Genomic DNA, 18392 nt, shown 5'->3' on the forward strand with positions numbered 1-18392 from the left:
CGGACCGGCGCGGCCCGAACCCGTCAGCCCAGGTAATACCAGACCAGGGTGGCGGCCAGGGTCAGCACGGACAGCCCGGCCAGGACGATGAGCAGGATCAGCAGCCAGCCCCAGCTCCGGGCGACCGGCTGCGGGCGGGCGACCATCGCCGGGGCGAGGGTACGGGCGTTCGGGCGGGCCGGGCGCAGTTCGAAACCGCACCGTTCACACCGGACCCGGGCCGCCTCGTTCGGGTAACCACAACTGCGGCACGGGGCCTGTCCTCGTTGCGCACCGTAGTTCGTGGCCGGGAACTGGCGGGTGTCGGTGCGCGGGACGGGCTGCGGCACCGCGCGCAGGCTGGTCTCGTCGGCGGCCTCGTTCGGTTTGCGGGGGATCGCCTGGGCGCCGGCGTCGTCGGTGCCGCCGCCCTTGCGCAGGAACATCAGCGGGTAGCCGCAGTTGGCGCACAACTGGTCGCGATCGGGCATCACCGGGTTGCCGCAGTCCGGGCAGGGCATCTGCCGGACCTGGCCGTACGTCTCAGGCACTCTCGCCTCCACTGCCGGGTGGGCGGGCACGGCCGCGGGCCGGCTGCGCCTGGAATCGGACGTCCAACTGGATGCGGGCGCCCAGCGGGACCTCGCTCTGCAGGAACGCCATCACCTGCTTCTCGGTCAGGTGACCGGTGTGATCCATCTGGACGACCACCACCGGGTCGGGCGGCGGCACCTGGTCGCCGCTGCCGTAGACCCCGCCCGCGTCGATGACCGTCACCCGGGCGCCGGTCGCGGCCTGCAGCAGCGCCTCGACGCCGTAGCGGGTGCCGCGCCAGCCGAGCAGCTTGCCGACCTCGCGCACCAGCGAACGGCGGTAGTCGGCGGGGTCGGTCGGTTCGAGCATGACACCCAGCCAGGAGCCCAGGTAGGCGAGCATCTCGGGGCTGGCCAGCCCGGTGTCCATCTGGAACTCGATGGCGTCGATGCGTTCGCGGACCGTGTCGTGCACCTGTTCGAAAGCGGTCACGAAGTCACGCAGCACCGGGTCGGCGGCCATCACGCGGGGCAACTGGTCGACGAGCCGGCCACGAGACGCGGAAATCGTCACTGCTGGACCACCACCCGATGCTCATACGACATGAACAGCGCCTCCGGCAACAGGCGCAAGCGCTGTTCCACCTGGTCGAGGGTGCGTTTGCGGCGCAGGTCGGCGGAGAAGAAGTGCACCGCCTCGACACCCTGCACGCCGAACGACCCGTGCAGCACGCCGTAGACGTCGCCGAGGCGCAGGTCGGTGTCGAACGGCCAGCCCTGTCCACTGGGGCCGCCGGTCAGCGGGTTCAGGTATTCGTAGAGGGCACGTTCGGCTCGTTCGCGCACGGTCTCCGTGCGTACACCGGGCGCAGCCCGCACCTCGGCGACCACCTTGACCCCCTGATATCGCGGTGCGTCGATGCGCAGGCGCATCGTGAGCAGCCGCCGCGGCTCCAGATAGGCCTTGATCGTCTCCTCCAGCTCCTCGGCGAGGGCCAGATCGTCCAGGGTCAGATTCTCCGGAGCGACATCGACTCGGGGAACGACCAGCAGGCGCGCCGGTTCGGAGGGATTGTCCGGGGGCAGGCAGCGGGCGCGCGCGACGCTCGGGGCAGCGTCGAGGGTGAGCCGCTCGACATCCTCGGCGGTGACCGCCCGCCGGCCGCCGCGCAGCAGCATCGGCCCGCGCACCTTCGCGTTCTCCACCGTCTCGGCGTCGACGCCACCGGTGGACGCGTCGAGGTTGGTCACCCCGGCCACGAACGGGATCGACGTGTGCAGCACGGTGAGCCGGTCGGCCGGGACGTTGCCGCGCCGCCCGCCGCCGAAGCGGTAACCGGTCACGTAGAGCTGCGAGTCGATCGCCGGGATCGCGCCGTGCTGCCAGACCCGGCCCTCCCGGTCGAGCACCCGCGGCCCGAAGCGGATCTCCCCGGTCGCGCCGGACCACGTGAAGACCTGGTCGTCCTCCTCCGCGTCGGAGAGGTCGGCGACCTCGGTCCACTCCTGCTCCTCGGGTTCGCCGGCGCGCTCGTGCCGGGGCAGCACCACGCGCACCGTCTCGTCGAAGCGCCGCGGCAGCACCGGCACCCGGCGTACCTGGAAGACCTGGCCGGGCCGCCCGGTGCTGGTGCCGAGCAGTTCGGCCGGGGCCGGTTCGGCGTGGTGGGCCGGGACGGCGCCGCCCAGCGCGACCGCGGCGAGCCGCTCGAGGATCGGCGGGTTGGTGTAGTCGGGCTGGCCCTCGACCGGCTGCACCAGCCGGCAGCGGAGCCAGAACGCCCGCTTCGAGCCGATCGCGAGGGCCTCGTGCCGCATCGGCAGCAGCAGTGTCACCTCGCCGGTGGAGTTGAAGCCGGCGCTGGTGTCGTCGAGGATCCGCACGTTCTTCCAGGCGGTGCCGTCCCACGCCTCCCACACGCGGGGCGGCCGGCGCGGGTCGACACCGGCGCCCTCCGGACCGGTGGTGACGTCGAGGCGCAGCAGGTTGCCGGCGGCCGACTCCTCGAGCCCGAAATAGACCGCCTCGTCGACCTGCAGCGTCGGGAACAGCTGCACCGTCGCCGCCTCGCGCCGCAGTTCCTCCCAGTGGTCGGCGTACCGGTCGCCGGTGTGGGTCAGGCAGGCCATCAGCTTCGGCGGCCGGATCTGCAGCTCCGAGTCGGTGAGAAAGACGACCGGCGCCTCGTCGTCGCGCCGCTCGGTGCTGACCTGCGTGCCGGCCGGCACCCGCACCACGTCCTCGCGCGCCGCGGTCAGCCGGAACAGCAGGTCGGCGCGGGCCGGCACGGCCGAGAACAGCTCCACCCCGACCAGCTCGAGGAACTTGACGTAGAGCCGGTCCGGCACCTGGTTGAGCCGGTAGAGCGTCATCTCGGTCATCCAGGCGAACAGCTCGACGAGCGCCACGCCGGGGTCGGAGACGTTGTGGTCGGTCCAGTCCGGGCAGAGCCGGTTGATCCGCCGTTTCGCCTCGTCGACGATGTCCTGGAAACGGCGATCGTCGAGATTTGGTGCGGGCAGGCTCATGGCGCCGGCTCCTCGGTGGGAATCGTATAAAACGGAAATACCAAATTTCGTACGTCGTTCGTGGACTTCACGCGGTAGGCGACAGTGATGTGTACGGTCCCGGTCGACTGCTCGCCGTCGGCCGTCACGGCCTGCAACTCGATGCGCGGCTCCCACCGTTCCAGGGCCTCCTTGACCGCCTGCTCGATGAGGCCGAGCGTGCCCGCGGTCAGCGGGGCGAACAGTTGCTCCCACATCGAACAGCCGAACTCGGGCCGCATCACCCGCTCCCCCGGCACCGTCGACAGGATCATCCGGATCGCCGCGTCGACCTCCTCGGTGCCGGTGACCAGCCGGACGCTGCCGTTGCGGTTGATCGCGGCCGGGAACGCCCAGCCGTTGCCGATGAAGTCGTCGTTGGCCATCACGCCACCAGCACGTCGGGTGAGCCGGCACTGATCACGCAGGTCGGCGCGTCGACCGGGTCGTTGCAGGTGGCCACCTGATCGCCCAGCCGGGCCAGCGGCTTGCCGTTGACCAGCACCGTCGGCGAGCCGAGGAGCACCCGGCCCTGGTTTGTCGGCGGTTTGCTGAACGGCGACGGGGCGAGGTGCGGGGGCATGTTCTGCGCGACGCTGCCCTGGGTCGCGGCGGGCAACCCGTTGATGAGTACGTCGGTGGAAAGGCTCAGCATCAACTGTCCCGCGAACGGTAGCGGCGTCGGGGTCGGCACCGGCCCACCCGGCGACGGCACCAGGAGGATGTGGATGTCGGTCCCGGTGACCGGGTCGTTCTGCCGTGCGGCCGGTTGCGGCATGGGTCCGTACCCTCCCTCAGTTGAGCTTGATCGGTTTGCCGGCCGCGGTCAGCGGGCCGGACGCGTTGATCTCGATCTGGGCGCCGGAGAGGGTGAGCTTCGACGTCGCCCTGATCTCGATCTGGGTGGCGGTGACGACGAGTTTCTGGTCGCCAGTCAGCGACGACTCGGACTTCTCCAGCTTCAGCGCGCACGGGGTGCCGCCGAGCAGCAGATCGATCTCCAGCCGGTCGTCGTCGAAGACGAGCCGGGAATCCTGGCGACTGACCAGCATCCGCTTGTTGACCTCGCCCCGGTCCGCGGCGCCCGGCTCCGGCGGAGCGTCGCGCCGGTTCCACAGTCCGCCCAGAACCACCGGCCGGGTCGTGTCGTCCAGCTCGAAGCCCACGAGCACCTCGTCGTCGACCTCCGGGATCCACTGCAGACCCCGCCGCCGGCCACCGCCGGGCGTGGCGATCCGGGCCCAGGCGCTCTCGTCGTCCTGCGACAGGGTGGGGAACTTGACCCGGACCCGGCCCAGCTTCTCGGGGTCGTCGTTGTTGGTCACGATCCCGACGACCAGACCGGCCCACCCGGCCTTCGCCGGGCCGCGGCCGGCACCGGTCAGGTCGGCCAGGCCGGCCGGCTCCTTGCCACCGCAGGTGAAGCGGGTCAGATAGGGCCGGTTCGCGCCGTAGGAGTGCTCGACCTGGGTCACCCGGTAGTGCCCGGTCATCCGCGAGCCGACGCCCTCGATGTGCACCTTCGCGCCCGCCCCGATCAGCGGGTCACCCATCGCCTCGCCGCGCAGCACGACTTCCTCGCCGGACGCGCGCAGCAGCAGCGAGCCGGCGAGCGCGTCGGCCTCGGCCTGGTCGGTCACCGGGAACTGGCCGGCGTTGCGCTTGACCCGGCCGAACGCCCGCCGGGCCGCGTCGGTCATCTCCTGGGCGGCGGGCGCGTCGGTGCCCGGGTCGGCGCGGTCCGCACGCCCGGTGATCGCCTGTTTGCCGAGCTGGTCCCAGCCGCGGATCTCCACCTCGTCACTGCGCTCGGCGGCGGAGAACCGGGTCGCGAACCTGGCGAGGTTCTGCCCGTACGTCAGCTTGGGCGGGGTGGCCGTTGATCTCGGGGTCTTCTTGAAGTAGAACTTCTTCTCGCTGACCCACACGTCGAAGCCGATCCGGGCGGCGCGGCGGCGCAGGAACGCGTAATCGGTCTCACCGGCCTGCAGCACGTAGTCGTGGGTGGCGCCGGTGGCGTCCACATCCACGTCCAGGCCGTACTCGCCGGCTATCCGGGACGCGATGTCGGCGTCGGTGACCCGCTGGAAACTGCGCGACTTCGGCACCCGGGCCAGCCGGTGGGTCAGATCGAAACCGGACAGCACCAGCTCGTGCCGCCCCGACAACCCCGGCTCGACACTGATCGCGGTGATCTCCCCCGAGGTGACGACCACCGGGTCGCCCTCGGCCCGGAACGCGATCTCGACGCGGGTGCCGATCGAGAACGTCCCCTTGTCGAACAGCTCGAAGTGCGGGTCGTCGAAGTGGATCGCGAAATAGTCGGGCAGCTGCACCGACTCCTCGACACGCACCAGCGTCAGCCGCGGATAGTTCTCCGGCGCCAGCGGCCGGCCGTCCACCGTCAGCTGCGCCCCGTCGAGCCGCCGTTTCTGCTCAGCCACGGCGCCGCACCGGCAACTCGGGAATGATCAGCAGCATGCCGGCCTCCAGCGCGAGCGGGTCGACCACGTTGTTGGCCTCGGCGATCAGCCGCCACCGGGTCGAGTCGGCGTAATGCTTGGCGGCCAGCCGGTCGAGCGTCTCGCCGTGCTGCAGCCGGTGCACGGTCTGCAGCGAAGGCGTGTGCGAGGTCGGGTTCTGCAGCGGCTTGACCTCCTCGTCCTCGTACTGTTTGAGGGCAAGATCGGCCTTGGCCCGCAGCGGCATGCCACTGGCCGCGAAGTAGGTGAACTTCAGGGTCAGGCGCTCGACCACGGCCTTGAACGACTGCAGCGGCCCCCAGTGGAACGTGACCCAGGGCGGCCGGAAGTTGTTGCGGTTCTTGTCCGAGGCGGGCAGCTTCTTGTCCACCGCGACCAGCTTCATCAGCTTGTCGGTGTGCTCGGTGACCGACGTGCCCTTGTCGGTGGTGTCGAGCGTGATGCTCAACGCGAGCGTGCCCGGCTGCCCCGCCTGGAAGCGCAACAGCGGCGCGTTGGCCCCCTTGTTGTCGGCCGCCTGCCACGACGCCGACTTGGTGATCGTCAACTCCGCCGGGTTGAACAGGAACGGAATGACATCCTTCAGTTCGGTACGCAGTTCAGCCTTGGCCGGCGCCGCCGGAACTCCCGTCATCAGAACTCACCTGCCATCTAGAAGATCCCCGCCCACCGGCCACCGCGCCGCTCGATCTCCCGGAGCAGCCGCCGCTCCACGATCTCGACCACCTGATCCGCGTCGAGCCCCGGCTTGCCGCCCCCCGCCATCCCGCTGCCCCCCGCGGCGTGTTCCAGCGCCGACCGAGCCCCACCGGCGGCCGCGCCGGCCGCCTGCTGCATCCCGCCGGCCGCCATGTCCTGCAGACCGCCGCCCAGCCCTTGCCGACCGCCCAGCCCTTGCCGTCCGCCGCCGCTGTCCTGCAGGCCGCTCATGTCTTGCCGGGCACCGCCGGCCATGCCGTCCAGGCCGTTGCCGGCCATGCCGCCCAGCCCGCTGCCGGCCATGCCGCCCAGGCTCGAGAAGGCGTCGCCGGCCGCTTCGCTGACCGCGGCCTTCGCCGCCCGGGTGGCCACTTCACCGACCGCGCCCATCCCCCCGCCGACGGGCAGCGAGTCGACGATCCCCGCGCCGGTGGTCAACGCCTGCTTCCCGGCCGCGAGCGCCTGCCGCTCGTCATCGTCGAGCAGCCCGGAAGCGCCGTCGAGCAGGAACCGCGGCCGCCGCACCGGGCTGCGGGTGTGCATGAGCTCATGGGCGAGCACAGCCGACACCGCGGGCCCGGACGGCGGCGCGGCCGGCAGATGCACCACCGTCCCGGTCGTCGCCCCGAGCGCCCCCGCCACGGCAAGCGCGTGCCGGGTGTTGGGCCCGGTCGTGTAGAGCGGCGGCCGAGCCCGCCCACTGAGCGCCGAAGCCATCGCGTGCAGCACCCCCGGCAGCGCCCGAGGTGACTCGAGGGGCCGGGCGGCCACCGCTGCTTCCCACCGTTCCCGCGGACTTCCCGCCCCGACCCGAACCCCCGCCGACGGCCCGACGCTGACAGCCCCGCCGGGATCGGGAACGCTCCCCGGCGGCAGCGTGGCCGCCCCGAGAACCCGGAAGTCCGACGCCGGCTCCGGATTGCTGACCACCGGCCCGTCCCCCGGTCGCACCACAAGCGACCGCCCGAGCTCGCCTCTCCCGGCGTGGCCCATTCCGGCGTGGCCCATTCCGGCGTGGCCCAACCCGGCGTGAACTCGGCCGGCGGCGTCAGCTCCGGGGCCGGTCACCGCCACTGTGGACCGGCCGGCTCCGAGCGCGTCACCGGGCGATCCGGCCGCGGATGCGGTGCCTATCCCCGTGCCTGCGCCTACGCCCGCGCCTCGGCCGGACGGTTCGGTCGGGCCGCCGCGCCGTTGTGCGGTCGGCCCGAGCGCAGCCAGCCCGAACGGGGTCAGTCCACCGACCTCGGACCAGCTCACATCGGGACCGTCCCCGACAGAGCCGAGCCGACCGAGCGCGCCCGAAGCGGCCCCGATTCCCGGGCCGATCCCCGCTCCGGCTCCCGGCCCCCATCCCGCTCCGGCGCCCGGCCCGCTGCCGGCGAGACCGCTGCCGGCGGGTCCGCTGCCGGCGAGACCGCTGCCGGCGGGTCCGCTGCCGGCGAGACCACTGCCGGCGAGACCGCTGCCAGCCGGTCCGGCGGCTCGCTCGCGGGCGAACCCGCCAGGACCATGTCCGTAATATCGGTCATAAGCAGGAAGGAAAGGGCCGTGGGCGCCCCACGTAGAGCTGCCGGAAGCGCGCGTGGAGGCGGGCGCAGAGCTGCGGAAAGCGAGCGCAGGGCTGCGCGAGGCGGGTGTGTGGGTGTGGTGGTGACCGGCCGCGCCATGCGCCGGATGGTCACCGTGCCCGCGCCCCCGATCGTGCCCCGTGGCACCGGCACGACCACCATCGCTCGCCCACCCGGCCGGAGTCGGAGGTCCCCCTCCGGAGGTTGCGCCCCCGACCGCGTCGCGCGCAAGCAGATTTCCGACCCGGGCCTGGTCCGACATGCCTGCGCCGAGGCCGGCCAGCAGTCCGAGCGTGGGGCCCATGGCAAGTTCGTTGCCGGGCCGCACCTCCGGGCCGCCGGCTGGTGCGCCGATCAGCGCCGCGCGGCCGGCGGTGATCGACGAGCGCGCGAGCATCCGGTCACGCGTTCCGGCACCCATCACCCCCGGCCGATGCGACGCACCACCGAGCGATCCCGGGCCGAGCGAGCCGGAGCCGGAGCCGAGCGAGCCGGAGCCGAGCGAGCCGGAGCCGAGCGAGCCGGAGCCGAGCGAGCCGGAGCTGAGCGAGCCGGAGCCGGGGGAGCCCGGGTGCGGCGTGGCGGCGGGCCGGCGGCGGGCGAGGGGGATGTGTCGGGAGACCGGGGTGGGCGACTGTGGGCGCCTCGCCTGGTACCAGCGCAGGGCCGACCAGGAGGTGCGCACGCGCAGGCCGTCGGTCAGGCCGGCGCTTACCGGGGGGCCCGGTGCGGGGTGGGTGGAAGCGGTCAGCCCCGGTCGCAGGGACCGGGGCAGCAGGCGGGCCAGGAAGCGGGCGGCGCGGCGAAGCGGACGGAGGGGGCGGGGAGGGCGGGGCGCGCCGCTAGGTGACAGTGAAGCCACTGTGGCACACCTCCAACTCCTCTACGGCCAGGTCGCGGGAGGAGGCGGCCAGGCGGGGGCCGCTCCACTTGATGGGCTTCACGCCGATCAGGGACCAACTGCGGAACGGCTTGCCGTTCTGGTGGACGACGGTGATCGAGCCGGTCTCGGGGACGATCTTGTTGCTGTTGCCGTTCAGGCCGGCACCGGAGAAGCCGGACAGCCACGTGAACAGGGCGTCGGAGTTGGTCAGGCCGCGCTTGAACACGATGTTCGGCCAGCGCATGCGGCCGAGCAACTTATGGGTGTACGCGTTCTGGCCGCCCTCCGCCAGCTCCTCCACGTCGATGGACACGGCGAGGCCGGTCACCTCGGTGAACTGGCCGATGTCCAGGTCACCGATCTTGAAGTGGAACTTGCCGACGAAGGGCGGTCGGATGATGTCGTCAGCCACCGGCCACTCCTTGCCACGCGCGTTCGTTCAGGCCGCCCACCTCCCGCAGGAGGCGGATGCGGTCACCGTGTTCCAGGTCGAGCAGACGATCAAAATCCCAATGCAGGTGGTACGCGAGGAACGCGATCTCCTGCCACAGCTCGTCCTGGGCGTAGTGCCCTAACCCACCTCCACGGATGTCCGCGGGAAAGGGGTGCCCGGCTCCAGGGCCTCGAGGATGCTCGGGTCCTGGAAATTGACGATCCGATAGAGGTCCTGCAGGTAGGAGAAGTCCGAGACGAACAGCGACTCGATCGTCTTGGTGGTGATCCGGGAGACGGTGCCGAGTTGGGTGACCACCCGGGCGAGCACGATCACCGTCGCGTAGGCCTCGTTCTCCTTCACGCGGCCGTCACGCAACGGCTCGATCTCGTCGCGGGCGCACGCCAGCCGCATCACGCCGGTGCGGTGAAGCGTGCCGTCCTCGTCCACGTAGCCCTTCGGCAGCGTGAACGGGAACTCGGTCTGCAAACCACTCATGCCCGGTGGACCCCTTCATGGGTGATCGTGATCTTCTCGGTGGCGATCTCGTTGCTGCCCGCGTCGAGCTCGGCGCCGGTCCACTTGGAGACCCAGCCCTTCTCGAAGTTCCAGCGGGCGACCTCGGTCTTCATCGAGTCCTTGATGACGATCGAGCCGTCCCGGCGGGCCGAGTCGACGTCACCGTCCTCGACCTGCTTACGCCACTCCCACAGGGCCTTGGACTCGTCGATCCGGCGTTCCAGGGTGATGTCGCTCCACTTCATCGCCCCCGGGACCTTCCGGATGAGCATCTTCCCGTCCTTGGTGGCTTCCTTGTATTCGATGATCTCGGTCTCCGACTCGACCCCGGAGCACTTGCGGAAGCTCGCCATCTCCACTCCCCCGATCTCGAGGAAGAAGGAGAAGGTAGTCATCAAATCAGGCACGAGGCCCTCCTCATCACTCGGAAGCGGCTCCGCCGCCCTGCCACTGGCTGATCCGGAAGATGACGAACTCGGCGGGCTTGACCGGGGCGATGCCGACCTCGACGATCAGCTTGCCCTCGTCCACCGAGGACGCCGGGTTGTTGCTCTCGTCGCACAGCACGTAGAAAGCCTGCTCGGGGGTCGCGCCCACGAGCGCGCCCTGCTGCCACAGACCGCGCAGGAACGACGTGATGTTGCGCTTGACCCGCTGCCACAGGTCGTAGTCGTTGGGCTCGAAGACCGCCCACTGGGTGCCCTGCTGGATCGACTCCTCGATGAAGTTGAAGAGCCGGCGGACGTTGATGTAACGCCACGACGGGTCGGTCTTGGCAAGCGTGCGGGCGCCCCAGATCTTGGTGCCATAGCTGCCGAACGACCGGATGCAGTTGACCCCCTCGGGGTTGAGCAGGTCCTGCTCGCCGCTGGTCACGTCGTTTTCCAGGCGGGCGATGCCGCGCAGCGCCTCGTTGGCGGGCGCCTTCCACACGCCACGGGCGGCGTCGGTGCGGGCCCAGACGCCGGCGACGTGGCCGGACGGCGGCACGGTCAGGTAGAGCTCGCCGTTGGTCGCGCCGGGGCGGGCGAGCGGGTTGCTGACCACCACGTTGGGGTAGTAGAGCGCACCGAATGCCGAGTCGCGGGCCAGCCGGCCACGCCACTCGAGGGCCCGGGTGGCGTTGAGGCCGGGCGGCGTGTCGAGGATGGCCATCTTGTTGTGGCTGGCCTCGCAGAAGTCGATCAGCTGCTTCTGGGCGGCGAGGTACATCTCCTCGTCGATCGACCCGTCCTCCTTGGTGGCGACGGTGACGAGGTCCGGGATGGACACCATGGTGACGTTGGCGGCGATCGCCAGGCCCTGATAGCCGGTGCGGTCGCTCTCGTTGCCGACCAGGTCGGCCGGGGTGACCGACTTGCTGGACACCGGCGGCGCCTGCAGCGTGTAGCGGCCGGCGGCCGGGCTGCGCTCGGCGAGCGAGGCACCCTGCAGCGGCTGCACCTCGATGCGGACGAACTTGGAGCGCTCGTTCACCGCCTTCTCGACGGTGCGGGCGCTGCGGCCGCTGAACTGGATGCCGCCGATCTCCTCCCGGAGCGCGCCGCCCTCATAGACCCGCAGGACGTATTCCCCGCCGGCGCCGTTGCTGCTCGCGCCGCCGTCCCCGTCGGCGTCGGGCGCCGGAGCCGGGGGCACCACCTCGACCTCGAGGTTGGCGTCCGAGCGCACCGCCGACAGCTGGAGGCTGGGCTGGCCCGGGTTGTCGGCGCTGGGCAGCGACAGCGACGGCTTGCCCCGGCCGAGGCCCTCACCGTCCTCGTCGGTGGTCGGGATGCGGCAGATGTAGGCCTTGCCCCCACCGTTCTCGAAGAAGCCGCGGACAGCGTGCGGCAGCAGGGCGCCGCGCACGAAACCGCCGTAGATCCGTTCGAACTGCGGCCAGCTGGTCACCAGCTGCGGTTTCACACCGGCCGGGTCGGTCGGGTCGCCCTGCTCGATGTCGTAGCGCTCGGTGAAGCCGACGAACGCGGCAACGGCGGTGCCCACCCCCTCGATGGGCATGGAACCGCTCGGTTGCTCCTCGATGTAGACGCCCGGTGCTCCGTATGACGCGGCCATGAAGTCTTCCCCCTGTCAGGCCTGCACCGCGCTGGTCAACAGCGCGGGGTCAAGGTCGGATTCGTAGAACTCCCCGTAGTGCAACGGCGGGAAAATGCGCATCATCGGATGCTGCGACGAGCAGGCAACGACCTTCACCCGCGGGAACCGGTGCACGATCACGTGCACGATGTCGCCGGTGCTGACCTTGTCGAGGTCGAGAACGATCACGTCGGGCAACGCCTCGAGCAACCGGTCGAGCACCTCGCCGCCGGCCGTGTCGACGAGCTCGATGCCGTCGACGCGCAGGATCTGCTCCAGGCCGAGACGGTGCAGAGCCTCGAAATCCCCCATGAGGACCCGCGTCATCGCCTCACCCCACCCAGAATGAATACCGCCGGGATGAGGGTCTCTCGCGTCGCACGTGGACAGAAGGTGCGGCGGTGCAGCCATTGGTGCACCGATGCTTGCCGGGACTTGTCGGCCACGGCGGGGCGTCCGATGCTGAAGGCCGGAGGTGGGCCGGTGAAGCTGTCCGAACGGCAGGTGCCGACCCTTGCCGAGAACAAGGCGAGCCCCACGCCTGCGGTTGTGGAAGTGGTAGCCCGTACCCCTCAGGAGAGCAACTCGGCGTTGCAGCGCATGCCGCGGCACCCGGCCGCCATGCCCGCCCTCGCCCGCGGGGGTAACAGCGCGTTACAGCGCCTGGCCCAGCCCAAGCTCAGCGTGAGCAAGCCCGGTGACCCATATGAGCGGCAGGCCGACGCGGTCTCCGAGGCGATCACCGAGGGCAGCGGGCCGGTCCCGACCATCTCCCGGCTCGTGACCCCGGCGGCGGCCGCCGGCGAACCCCCGGAGACCCCACCCGAGCTGGAACGGCTCATCACCTCGCCGGGCGGCGGCGCGCCCCTCCCGCCGGACGTGCGGGCCAAGATCGAGGAGCATCTCGGCTTCCCGCTCGGCGGCGTGCTCGTCCATTCCGATCCGAAGGCGCAGGCCGCGGCCGCCCAATTGGGCGCCCGCGCGTTCACCACCGGGCAGCACATCTTCCTCGGCGCCGGCGAGTCGGCCGGCGACCTCGCCCTGATGGCGCACGAGGCCACCCACGTGGTGCAACAGACGTCGGTCGGCATCTACCGCGACGCCTCCGACTACCTGATGGGGCCGATAGTCGGCCTCGTCAGAAGCGTGCCGGGCTACGACATGCTGACCGTGGTGGCGGGCTACGACCCGATCGCGAACCGTAATGTCGACCGGTCACCGGAAAACCTCACGCGGGGCGTGCTCGGGCTCGTTCCGTTCGGCAACGTGGTCGCCGGCAAGCTGATCGAGCTTGGCGTGGTGCAGGCCGCCTACCGCATGCTCGACGAGGGGTTGACCGCGCACAACCTGACGCTCGCCCGCATCCAGGGCGAGATCGACAAGGCGTGGAAGGAGATCGACCTCACCGACCCGGACGGCGCCCTGGTGATCGTCCGGCGGCACGTGAGCGGGCTCCATGCCGACGCGCTCGGGTTCGTCAAGGGCATCTACGACCAGATCGTGCAGCTCATCCGCGACGCCGCCGTCGGGCTGGCGGAGAAATACCTGGTCGGCACGCCGGTCTGGGAGCTGACCAAGAAGGTGCTGCGGTCCGATCCGCTGCGCGGCACCCCGGTCGAGGCGACCACCGTCGAGATTCTCGAGGACTTCCTCACTCTGATCGGGAAGCAGGACGCTCTCGCCCAGATGCGCGAACGCGGCACCCTGCAGAAGACGGCCGACTGGCTGGACGGGCGGATCGCGCAGTTCCTCGGCATCCTCGGCGAGTTGAGTGCGCTTTTCCAAGCCGGCTGGCAGGCCATTCAGCCGGAGAACATCGCGCAGCTGGGTGACAACCTGAGCAAGCTGGCCACCCAGGCCAAAGGGCTGATCGCCAGGATCGGCGCATTCGCCAAGGACGTGCTGACCGAGGTCGTCCGGCTCATCAAGGAAGCGCTTCTCGAATGGTTGAGCGCCGAGGCCGCCAAGTTGCGCGGATACCGCCTGATGACGGTCATGCTCGGCGAGGATCCGGTGACCGGCAAGGCGGTGGCGCGCAACGCGGAGAACCTCATCGGCGGGTTCATCGCGCTGCTGCCGGGCGGCGAGGCGACGTACAAGAAATTGGCCGAGGCCGGCGTCATCGCCGACGCCGCCGCGCAGATCGAGGGCGCGATGTCGCGCCTCGGCATTTCGACCGACATGATCGTCGGCACCTTCCACGGCATCTGGGACACCCTCACCCTGGAAGACCTGGTCAACCCGATAGGAGCGTTCGGGAAGATCCTGGAGAAGTTCGGCGAACCGCTGCTGCGCATCGTCGAGTTCGCCGGCGAGGTCCTCAAGGTCGTCCTGACCCTGGTCCTCCGACTGATGAATTTCCCGCCCGGCATCCTGGACAGCATCATCTCGAACGCGATGGCGGCGATCGAGGACATCGAACGGGACCCGGTCGCCTTCCTGCTCAACATGCTCGAAGCCCTCAAACAGGGTTTCCTCGGCTTCGTCGACCGGGCCGTCGGCTATCTGCTGAACGGCCTCGCCGACTGGCTCTTCCGCGGGCTCGGGGCGATCGGCATCCAGAAACCGGCAGACCTGTCGTTCGGGTCCATTCTCACGCTGGTGCTGCAGGTCCTCGACATCACCGCCGAAAAGCTGTGGAAGAAACTGGGCGAGCAGATCGGCCCGGAAACCGTCGAGAAGATCCGCAAGGGCGCGGCGATGGCCGAAGGGGCGTTCGACTTCGTCAAGGACGTACAGGAGAACGGCGTAGCCGCGATCTGGAAACACGTCGAAAGTCAGCTCGGCAACCTGTGGGACACGCTGCTCGGGATGGTCAAGGACTGGATCGTCGGGGAGATCGTCGAGAAGGCCACCGCGAAACTGCTCTCGATGCTCGACCCGACAGGCATCATGGCCGTGGTGAACAGCTCGATCGCCTTCTTCAAGGCGGTCCAGTCGGTAATCGAGTACGTCCGCGAGATCCTCATGATCGTCAACGACTACGTGACCACCCTCGCCGCCGTCGCCGCCGGTAACGTGCAAGCCGGCGCGCAGAAAGTGGAGAAGGGCCTGGCCTCGGCCGTGCCGGTGGCGATCGGCTTCCTCGCCAACCAGGTCGGTCTCGGCAACGTGCCGGAGGAACTGGTCAAGCTGATCGGCCAACTGCGCGAACTGGTCGACAAGGCGATCGACTGGCTGATGGCCAAGGCGATGCAACTCGGCAAGGCCGCGCTGGAAGCGCTCGGGCTGGGCGGCGGCAAGGAGGAGCCGGACGAGCGGACACCTGAGCAGAAGCAGGCGGATCTGGATCAGGGCGTGGCAGAGGCCTACACGCTGGTGCAGAAGCCGGACAGCTCGATCGACCTGGTGAACGCGGCGCTGCCCAAGCTGGTCAAGAAATACCGCCTCAAGTCACTCGAACTCGTCGTCGAGAAGGAGAACGAGGAGATCAAGACGGTGCATGTGGCGGGCGAGGTCAATCCCAAGAAGGACAGCCCGGCCGGGGAGATCTCCGCCTCGCGCAAGAAGGGCGACCACGTATTCGCCGTCGGTCTGCGCAAGGGCCTGAACAAGTGGGCGGCCCTGTGCACGAAGGTCCTCGGCGAGACCGCCGACGCGCGCAGCCTCGTCAACGGCATGTCGCAGGCGAAGACCCTGCTCGACGACGAGGTATACGACATGGTCATCGACAAGGGCGCGCAGCCGGCCGACGGCGACACCCACTCCAAGAAGTTCGGCGGCATCGACAAGGACATCACCGAGAAGTTCGAGTTCTTCTTCAACGCCGTCAAGCTGCGCGCCGAGCCGCCGACCGGCGACTCGGCCACCATCGAGGCCCGGCAGCTGAATGTGCAGACCGCCGCCGACGTCGTCTTCCTGCGTCTCGGCGAGTGGGTGAACGCCTCGGTCGACCCCGACGCGGAGAAACTCATGCCCAACCGCAAGGCCGACATCGAACGCGGGCGAAAGGGCATCCAGGACCTGCACGCGGCCCTGAACGCGCTTCTCAAGAACGCCTAACGACCGGTGGTGCGGACCGTGATCGACTCGGTCGGGGGGCCGGCCACCGCGCGCAGGGCGGCGTCCACCGTGACCGTGACGACGAGGTCCAGGCCCGGCTTCAGCTGGCCGCCCAGGGCCGACCAGAAGTCCGAGTTCTCGCTGCCGTCGCCGCTGCGCAACCGCAACGCGGGCAGCGGCCGCACCTCGGTGAACGCGCCGCGCAGATGCGAGACCTCGATGACCGGGTGCAGCAGCAGGGCCGACAGCACGTCGCCGAGCAGCGAGTGTTCGTCGCGCACCTCGCTCGTCCAGGCGGTCACCAGGTAGCGGCAATCAACTCGGGGCAGCGGGTCACGCCGGTAACGCTTGCCGTCGGCGTCCTCGACGATCACCTCGCCGTAGTCGCGCTCGGCCAGGTTGGGCCGTACGTCCCAGAGGTAGAGGTCGACGGTGGGCCGCGACGACAGCGCGGCCGACCATTCGCCGTCCGGCGCTTCGAAGGCCACGTCGACGTCCCGGGCCGGCAGCGGTACGACCTCGCGCAGGAACGCCTCGAGCGTCTCATCCAGCAGGTGCAGCATTGGCGTCCCTGTTCACTAGGTCGAAGTAGCGGTCGAACTCCTTCTCGGTGCGCAGCCGCCCCATCTTCTGGAACTCGCGCTTCACCGACAGCACCACGTGCCGCATCGTGATCGGTGAGTCCTCGGCCGCCGCCAGGAACGCCGACCCCAGCGCGGCGTTGCTGATCACGCCACCGGTGATCTTGAACTGCCGGGCGAGGAAGTCGAGGTCGAGGTCGGACATCGGGGCGGTCGGCGGGAAGGTCCGCGCCCAGATCTGCCGCCGTTCCGGTTCCTCCGGCGGCACGAAGTCGATCGCCACCGAGATCCGCCGCAGGAACGCCGGGTCGATGTTGCGCTGCAGGTTGGTGGCCAGCACGACCAGCCCGTCGTAGGTCTCCAGCCGCTGCAGAAGGTAGGCGACCTCGATGTTGGCGTACCTGTCGTGCGCGTCGCTGACCTCCGAGCGTTTGCCGAACAGCGCGTCCGCCTCGTCGAAGAACAGCACCAGGTCGCCGGCCGCCGCCGCCCCGAAGATGCGCTCCAGGTTCTTCTCGGTCTCGCCGATGTATTTGCTCACCACCGCCGACAGGTCGACCTTGTAGAGGTCGAGCCCCAGCTCACCGGCCACCACCTCGGCCGCCAGGGTCTTGCCGGTGCCGGACGGCCCGGCGAACAACGCGACCACCCCGGTCGACGGCGCCGCACTGAACTGCCACCGCCCGTAGACGGTGTCCCGTCCCCGATGCCGTTCGGAGAGCTCGCGCAGCTGCGCCGCCTCCTCCGGCGGGAGGATCAGGTCCGGCCAGGCGCGGCGCGGCCGGATGCGCACGGCGACACCGTCGAGGTGCCCACCGGCAAGCCGGCGGACCGCGGGCGCGATCAGGCCACCATCGGCTGCCGCGGCGGCGGCCACGAGCCGCAACTGCTCCCGACTGAGCCGGTACGCCGGGTCCGGCGCCCGCCCGAGCAAGGCGTCCCAGTCGTCGGCCCCGGCCACCCCGTCATGCACGTGAAGCTCCCGCCACGGCAGGTCGGGGAGGGCCTCCAGGGGTTGTTCCCCGGCCGAGGACAACACCCACCCGAGATGCGCCGCACGCCCGATCGCATCCCGCCCGGCCGCCGTGAGCGGCTCCGCCAGGTCGAGCAGCACCGTGAGCCGGCCGATCGTCGCTTCCCGCACCACGGCCTGCCACTCCGCCTCGTTCGACGGCGGCGCGGTGATCAGCAATCCGATGTCGCCGACCGCCTGGATGCGGCTCTCCCGGTCGCCGCCATGCACCAGGACCAGCCCGACACCCCCGTCTCGCGCACCTCTGTCTCGCGCACCCCCGTCTCGCGCACCCCCGTCTCGCGCGCCCACGCTTTGCGCATCGCCGCTTTGCGCATCGCCGGACGCCGAGCCCGCGCCGCCGGCAGCCGGGCCTCCCGCAGCCGGGCCGCCGGCAGGCGGGCCGCCGGCAGCCGAGACCGCACCGCCGGAAGCGGGCGCGGGCGGTGTCGTCGGGGTGGGGTGGCGGATCGTGGCGCCCGCGGGCAGTGCCGGGTCGGGGGTGTGGTCACCGGTCAGGTGCCAGATCACCCGGGCCGCGGGTTCGGCGGTCAGGGTCGCCCACGGGCCGTCGCCGGTCAGCCGGGCCAGACCGGCGCGGACCAGCGCGCCGCCCGGCGACAGGGCGCGGGCCGACGGGTGGTCGTCCTCGAAGAAGACGCGCCGCAGGGTGGCCAGGGTCAGCCGGGGCAGTTGCACGGAGTCCTGGATGTAGGCGACCAGACGCTGCCGGGCCGGCGACATCTCGACCGCGACCAGCAGCGCCAGCACCTCCGCCTCGCCGGTGCGCAGACCGGCGCGGCCGGCCAGGTCGGCGAACGGACCGCCGGGATCCGCGGCGAACGCGGCACGGGCCGCCACGACCGGACCGGCGGCACCGGCGCGCATGGCCGCGACCCGTTCGAGGCCGGGGCCGTCGAGGCCGGGCAGCGTGGCGAGCAGCCGCTCCACCTCGTCGTCGGCGACGTAGAGCCCGGCGAAGTCCCGGGGCGGGCGACCCTCCCCCAGGCGGCAGATCAGCGCCTCACGCTGCAGCAGCGCGTCGGCCAGCGCGGTCCAGGCTTCCAC

The 18392-nt window shown here is 70.6% G+C and carries 17 protein-coding genes; 1 reads left to right on the forward strand and 16 read right to left on the reverse strand.

Annotated features, from left to right (window positions below; translation table 11 throughout):
* Positions 1–23: 23 nt before the first annotated feature.
* From Afe05nite_RS32035 to Afe05nite_RS32095, 14 genes are all read right to left on the reverse strand, one after another.
* Entirely contained in the window at positions 24–530 is a 507-nt protein-coding gene (locus Afe05nite_RS32035; RefSeq protein ID WP_203820994.1) for a zinc-ribbon domain-containing protein, read from the reverse strand.
* Positions 523–1086, reverse strand: coding sequence for a phage tail protein (locus tag Afe05nite_RS32040; RefSeq protein WP_239118337.1), 564 nt, complete (start codon positions 1084–1086; stop codon positions 523–525). Before Afe05nite_RS32040 ends, Afe05nite_RS32035 begins: the two co-directional genes overlap by 8 nt.
* Positions 1083–3041: a putative baseplate assembly protein gene (locus Afe05nite_RS32045; RefSeq protein ID WP_203820995.1), complete on the reverse strand. Its 1959-nt coding sequence runs from the start codon at positions 3039–3041 to the stop codon at positions 1083–1085. The genes Afe05nite_RS32040 and Afe05nite_RS32045 overlap by 4 nt, the downstream gene beginning before the upstream one ends.
* Complete coding sequence (locus Afe05nite_RS32050) at positions 3038–3445, reverse strand: GPW/gp25 family protein (RefSeq protein WP_203820996.1); 408 nt, start codon at positions 3443–3445, stop codon at positions 3038–3040. Before Afe05nite_RS32050 ends, Afe05nite_RS32045 begins: the two co-directional genes overlap by 4 nt.
* On the reverse strand, positions 3445–3837 hold the full coding sequence (locus Afe05nite_RS32055; protein ID WP_203820997.1) for a PAAR domain-containing protein: 393 nt from the start codon (positions 3835–3837) through the stop codon (positions 3445–3447). Before Afe05nite_RS32055 ends, Afe05nite_RS32050 begins: the two co-directional genes overlap by 1 nt.
* Positions 3838–3853: 16 nt before the next feature.
* Positions 3854–5503 (reverse strand): VgrG-related protein, encoded by a 1650-nt coding sequence (locus tag Afe05nite_RS32060; protein ID WP_203820998.1) that lies wholly within the window; start codon positions 5501–5503, stop codon positions 3854–3856.
* Complete coding sequence (locus Afe05nite_RS32065) at positions 5496–6176, reverse strand: CIS tube protein (RefSeq protein WP_203820999.1); 681 nt, start codon at positions 6174–6176, stop codon at positions 5496–5498. Before Afe05nite_RS32065 ends, Afe05nite_RS32060 begins: the two co-directional genes overlap by 8 nt.
* 17 nt (positions 6177–6193) lie before the next feature.
* Positions 6194–7171, reverse strand: coding sequence for a hypothetical protein (locus Afe05nite_RS32070; protein WP_203821000.1), 978 nt, complete (start codon positions 7169–7171; stop codon positions 6194–6196).
* A 1483-nt stretch (positions 7172–8654) separates the two neighbouring features.
* Complete coding sequence (locus Afe05nite_RS32075) at positions 8655–9107, reverse strand: phage tail protein (RefSeq protein WP_203821001.1); 453 nt, start codon at positions 9105–9107, stop codon at positions 8655–8657.
* A complete protein-coding gene (locus Afe05nite_RS45000; RefSeq protein WP_369076814.1) occupies positions 9100–9285 on the reverse strand; it encodes a DUF6760 family protein in 186 nt (61 codons plus the stop codon). The genes Afe05nite_RS32075 and Afe05nite_RS45000 overlap by 8 nt, the downstream gene beginning before the upstream one ends.
* Complete coding sequence (locus tag Afe05nite_RS32080; protein ID WP_239118338.1) at positions 9267–9626, reverse strand: hypothetical protein; 360 nt, start codon at positions 9624–9626, stop codon at positions 9267–9269. Before Afe05nite_RS32080 ends, Afe05nite_RS45000 begins: the two co-directional genes overlap by 19 nt.
* Entirely contained in the window at positions 9623–10054 is a 432-nt protein-coding gene (locus tag Afe05nite_RS32085; RefSeq protein ID WP_239118339.1) for a phage tail protein, read from the reverse strand. The genes Afe05nite_RS32080 and Afe05nite_RS32085 overlap by 4 nt, the downstream gene beginning before the upstream one ends.
* A 13-nt stretch (positions 10055–10067) precedes the next feature.
* Entirely contained in the window at positions 10068–11708 is a 1641-nt protein-coding gene (locus Afe05nite_RS32090) for a phage tail sheath family protein (protein WP_203821002.1), read from the reverse strand.
* 15 nt (positions 11709–11723) lie between these two features.
* On the reverse strand, positions 11724–12056 hold the full coding sequence (locus Afe05nite_RS32095; protein WP_203821003.1) for a response regulator: 333 nt from the start codon (positions 12054–12056) through the stop codon (positions 11724–11726).
* A 156-nt stretch (positions 12057–12212) separates the two neighbouring features.
* Here Afe05nite_RS32095 and Afe05nite_RS32100 point away from each other — a divergent pair, with 156 nt between their 5' ends.
* A complete protein-coding gene (locus Afe05nite_RS32100) occupies positions 12213–15731 on the forward strand; it encodes an eCIS core domain-containing protein (RefSeq protein ID WP_203821004.1) in 3519 nt (1172 codons plus the stop codon).
* Here Afe05nite_RS32100 and Afe05nite_RS32105 read toward each other — a convergent pair.
* Together Afe05nite_RS32105 and Afe05nite_RS44135 are read right to left on the reverse strand one after the other, a co-directional pair.
* Complete coding sequence (locus Afe05nite_RS32105) at positions 15728–16294, reverse strand: Pvc16 family protein (protein WP_203821005.1); 567 nt, start codon at positions 16292–16294, stop codon at positions 15728–15730. The two genes, Afe05nite_RS32100 and Afe05nite_RS32105, sit on opposite strands and share 4 nt — an antisense overlap.
* Entirely contained in the window at positions 16275–18392 is a 2118-nt protein-coding gene (locus tag Afe05nite_RS44135) for an ATP-binding protein (protein WP_239118340.1), read from the reverse strand. Before Afe05nite_RS44135 ends, Afe05nite_RS32105 begins: the two co-directional genes overlap by 20 nt.

Source organism: Paractinoplanes ferrugineus (assembly GCF_016862195.1).
GTDB lineage: Bacteria > Actinomycetota > Actinomycetes > Mycobacteriales > Micromonosporaceae > Actinoplanes > Actinoplanes ferrugineus.

What these genes read in the sequence shown, in the direction of transcription:
- Afe05nite_RS32045 (WP_203820995.1), bottom strand. Translation starts at nt 3,041, where the DNA reads ATGAGCCTGCCCGCACCAAATCTCGACGATCGCCGTTTCCAGGACATC.
- Afe05nite_RS32050 (WP_203820996.1), bottom strand. Translation starts at nt 3,445, where the DNA reads ATGGCCAACGACGACTTCATCGGCAACGGCTGGGCGTTCCCGGCCGCG.
- Afe05nite_RS32055 (WP_203820997.1), bottom strand. Translation starts at nt 3,837, where the DNA reads ATGCCGCAACCGGCCGCACGGCAGAACGACCCGGTCACCGGGACCGAC.
- Afe05nite_RS32065 (WP_203820999.1), bottom strand. Translation starts at nt 6,176, where the DNA reads ATGACGGGAGTTCCGGCGGCGCCGGCCAAGGCTGAACTGCGTACCGAA.
- Afe05nite_RS32080 (WP_239118338.1), bottom strand. Translation starts at nt 9,626, where the DNA reads ATGAGTGGTTTGCAGACCGAGTTCCCGTTCACGCTGCCGAAGGGCTAC.
- Afe05nite_RS32090 (WP_203821002.1), bottom strand. Translation starts at nt 11,708, where the DNA reads ATGGCCGCGTCATACGGAGCACCGGGCGTCTACATCGAGGAGCAACCG.
- Afe05nite_RS32095 (WP_203821003.1), bottom strand. Translation starts at nt 12,056, where the DNA reads ATGACGCGGGTCCTCATGGGGGATTTCGAGGCTCTGCACCGTCTCGGC.
- Afe05nite_RS32105 (WP_203821005.1), bottom strand. Translation starts at nt 16,294, where the DNA reads ATGCTGCACCTGCTGGATGAGACGCTCGAGGCGTTCCTGCGCGAGGTC.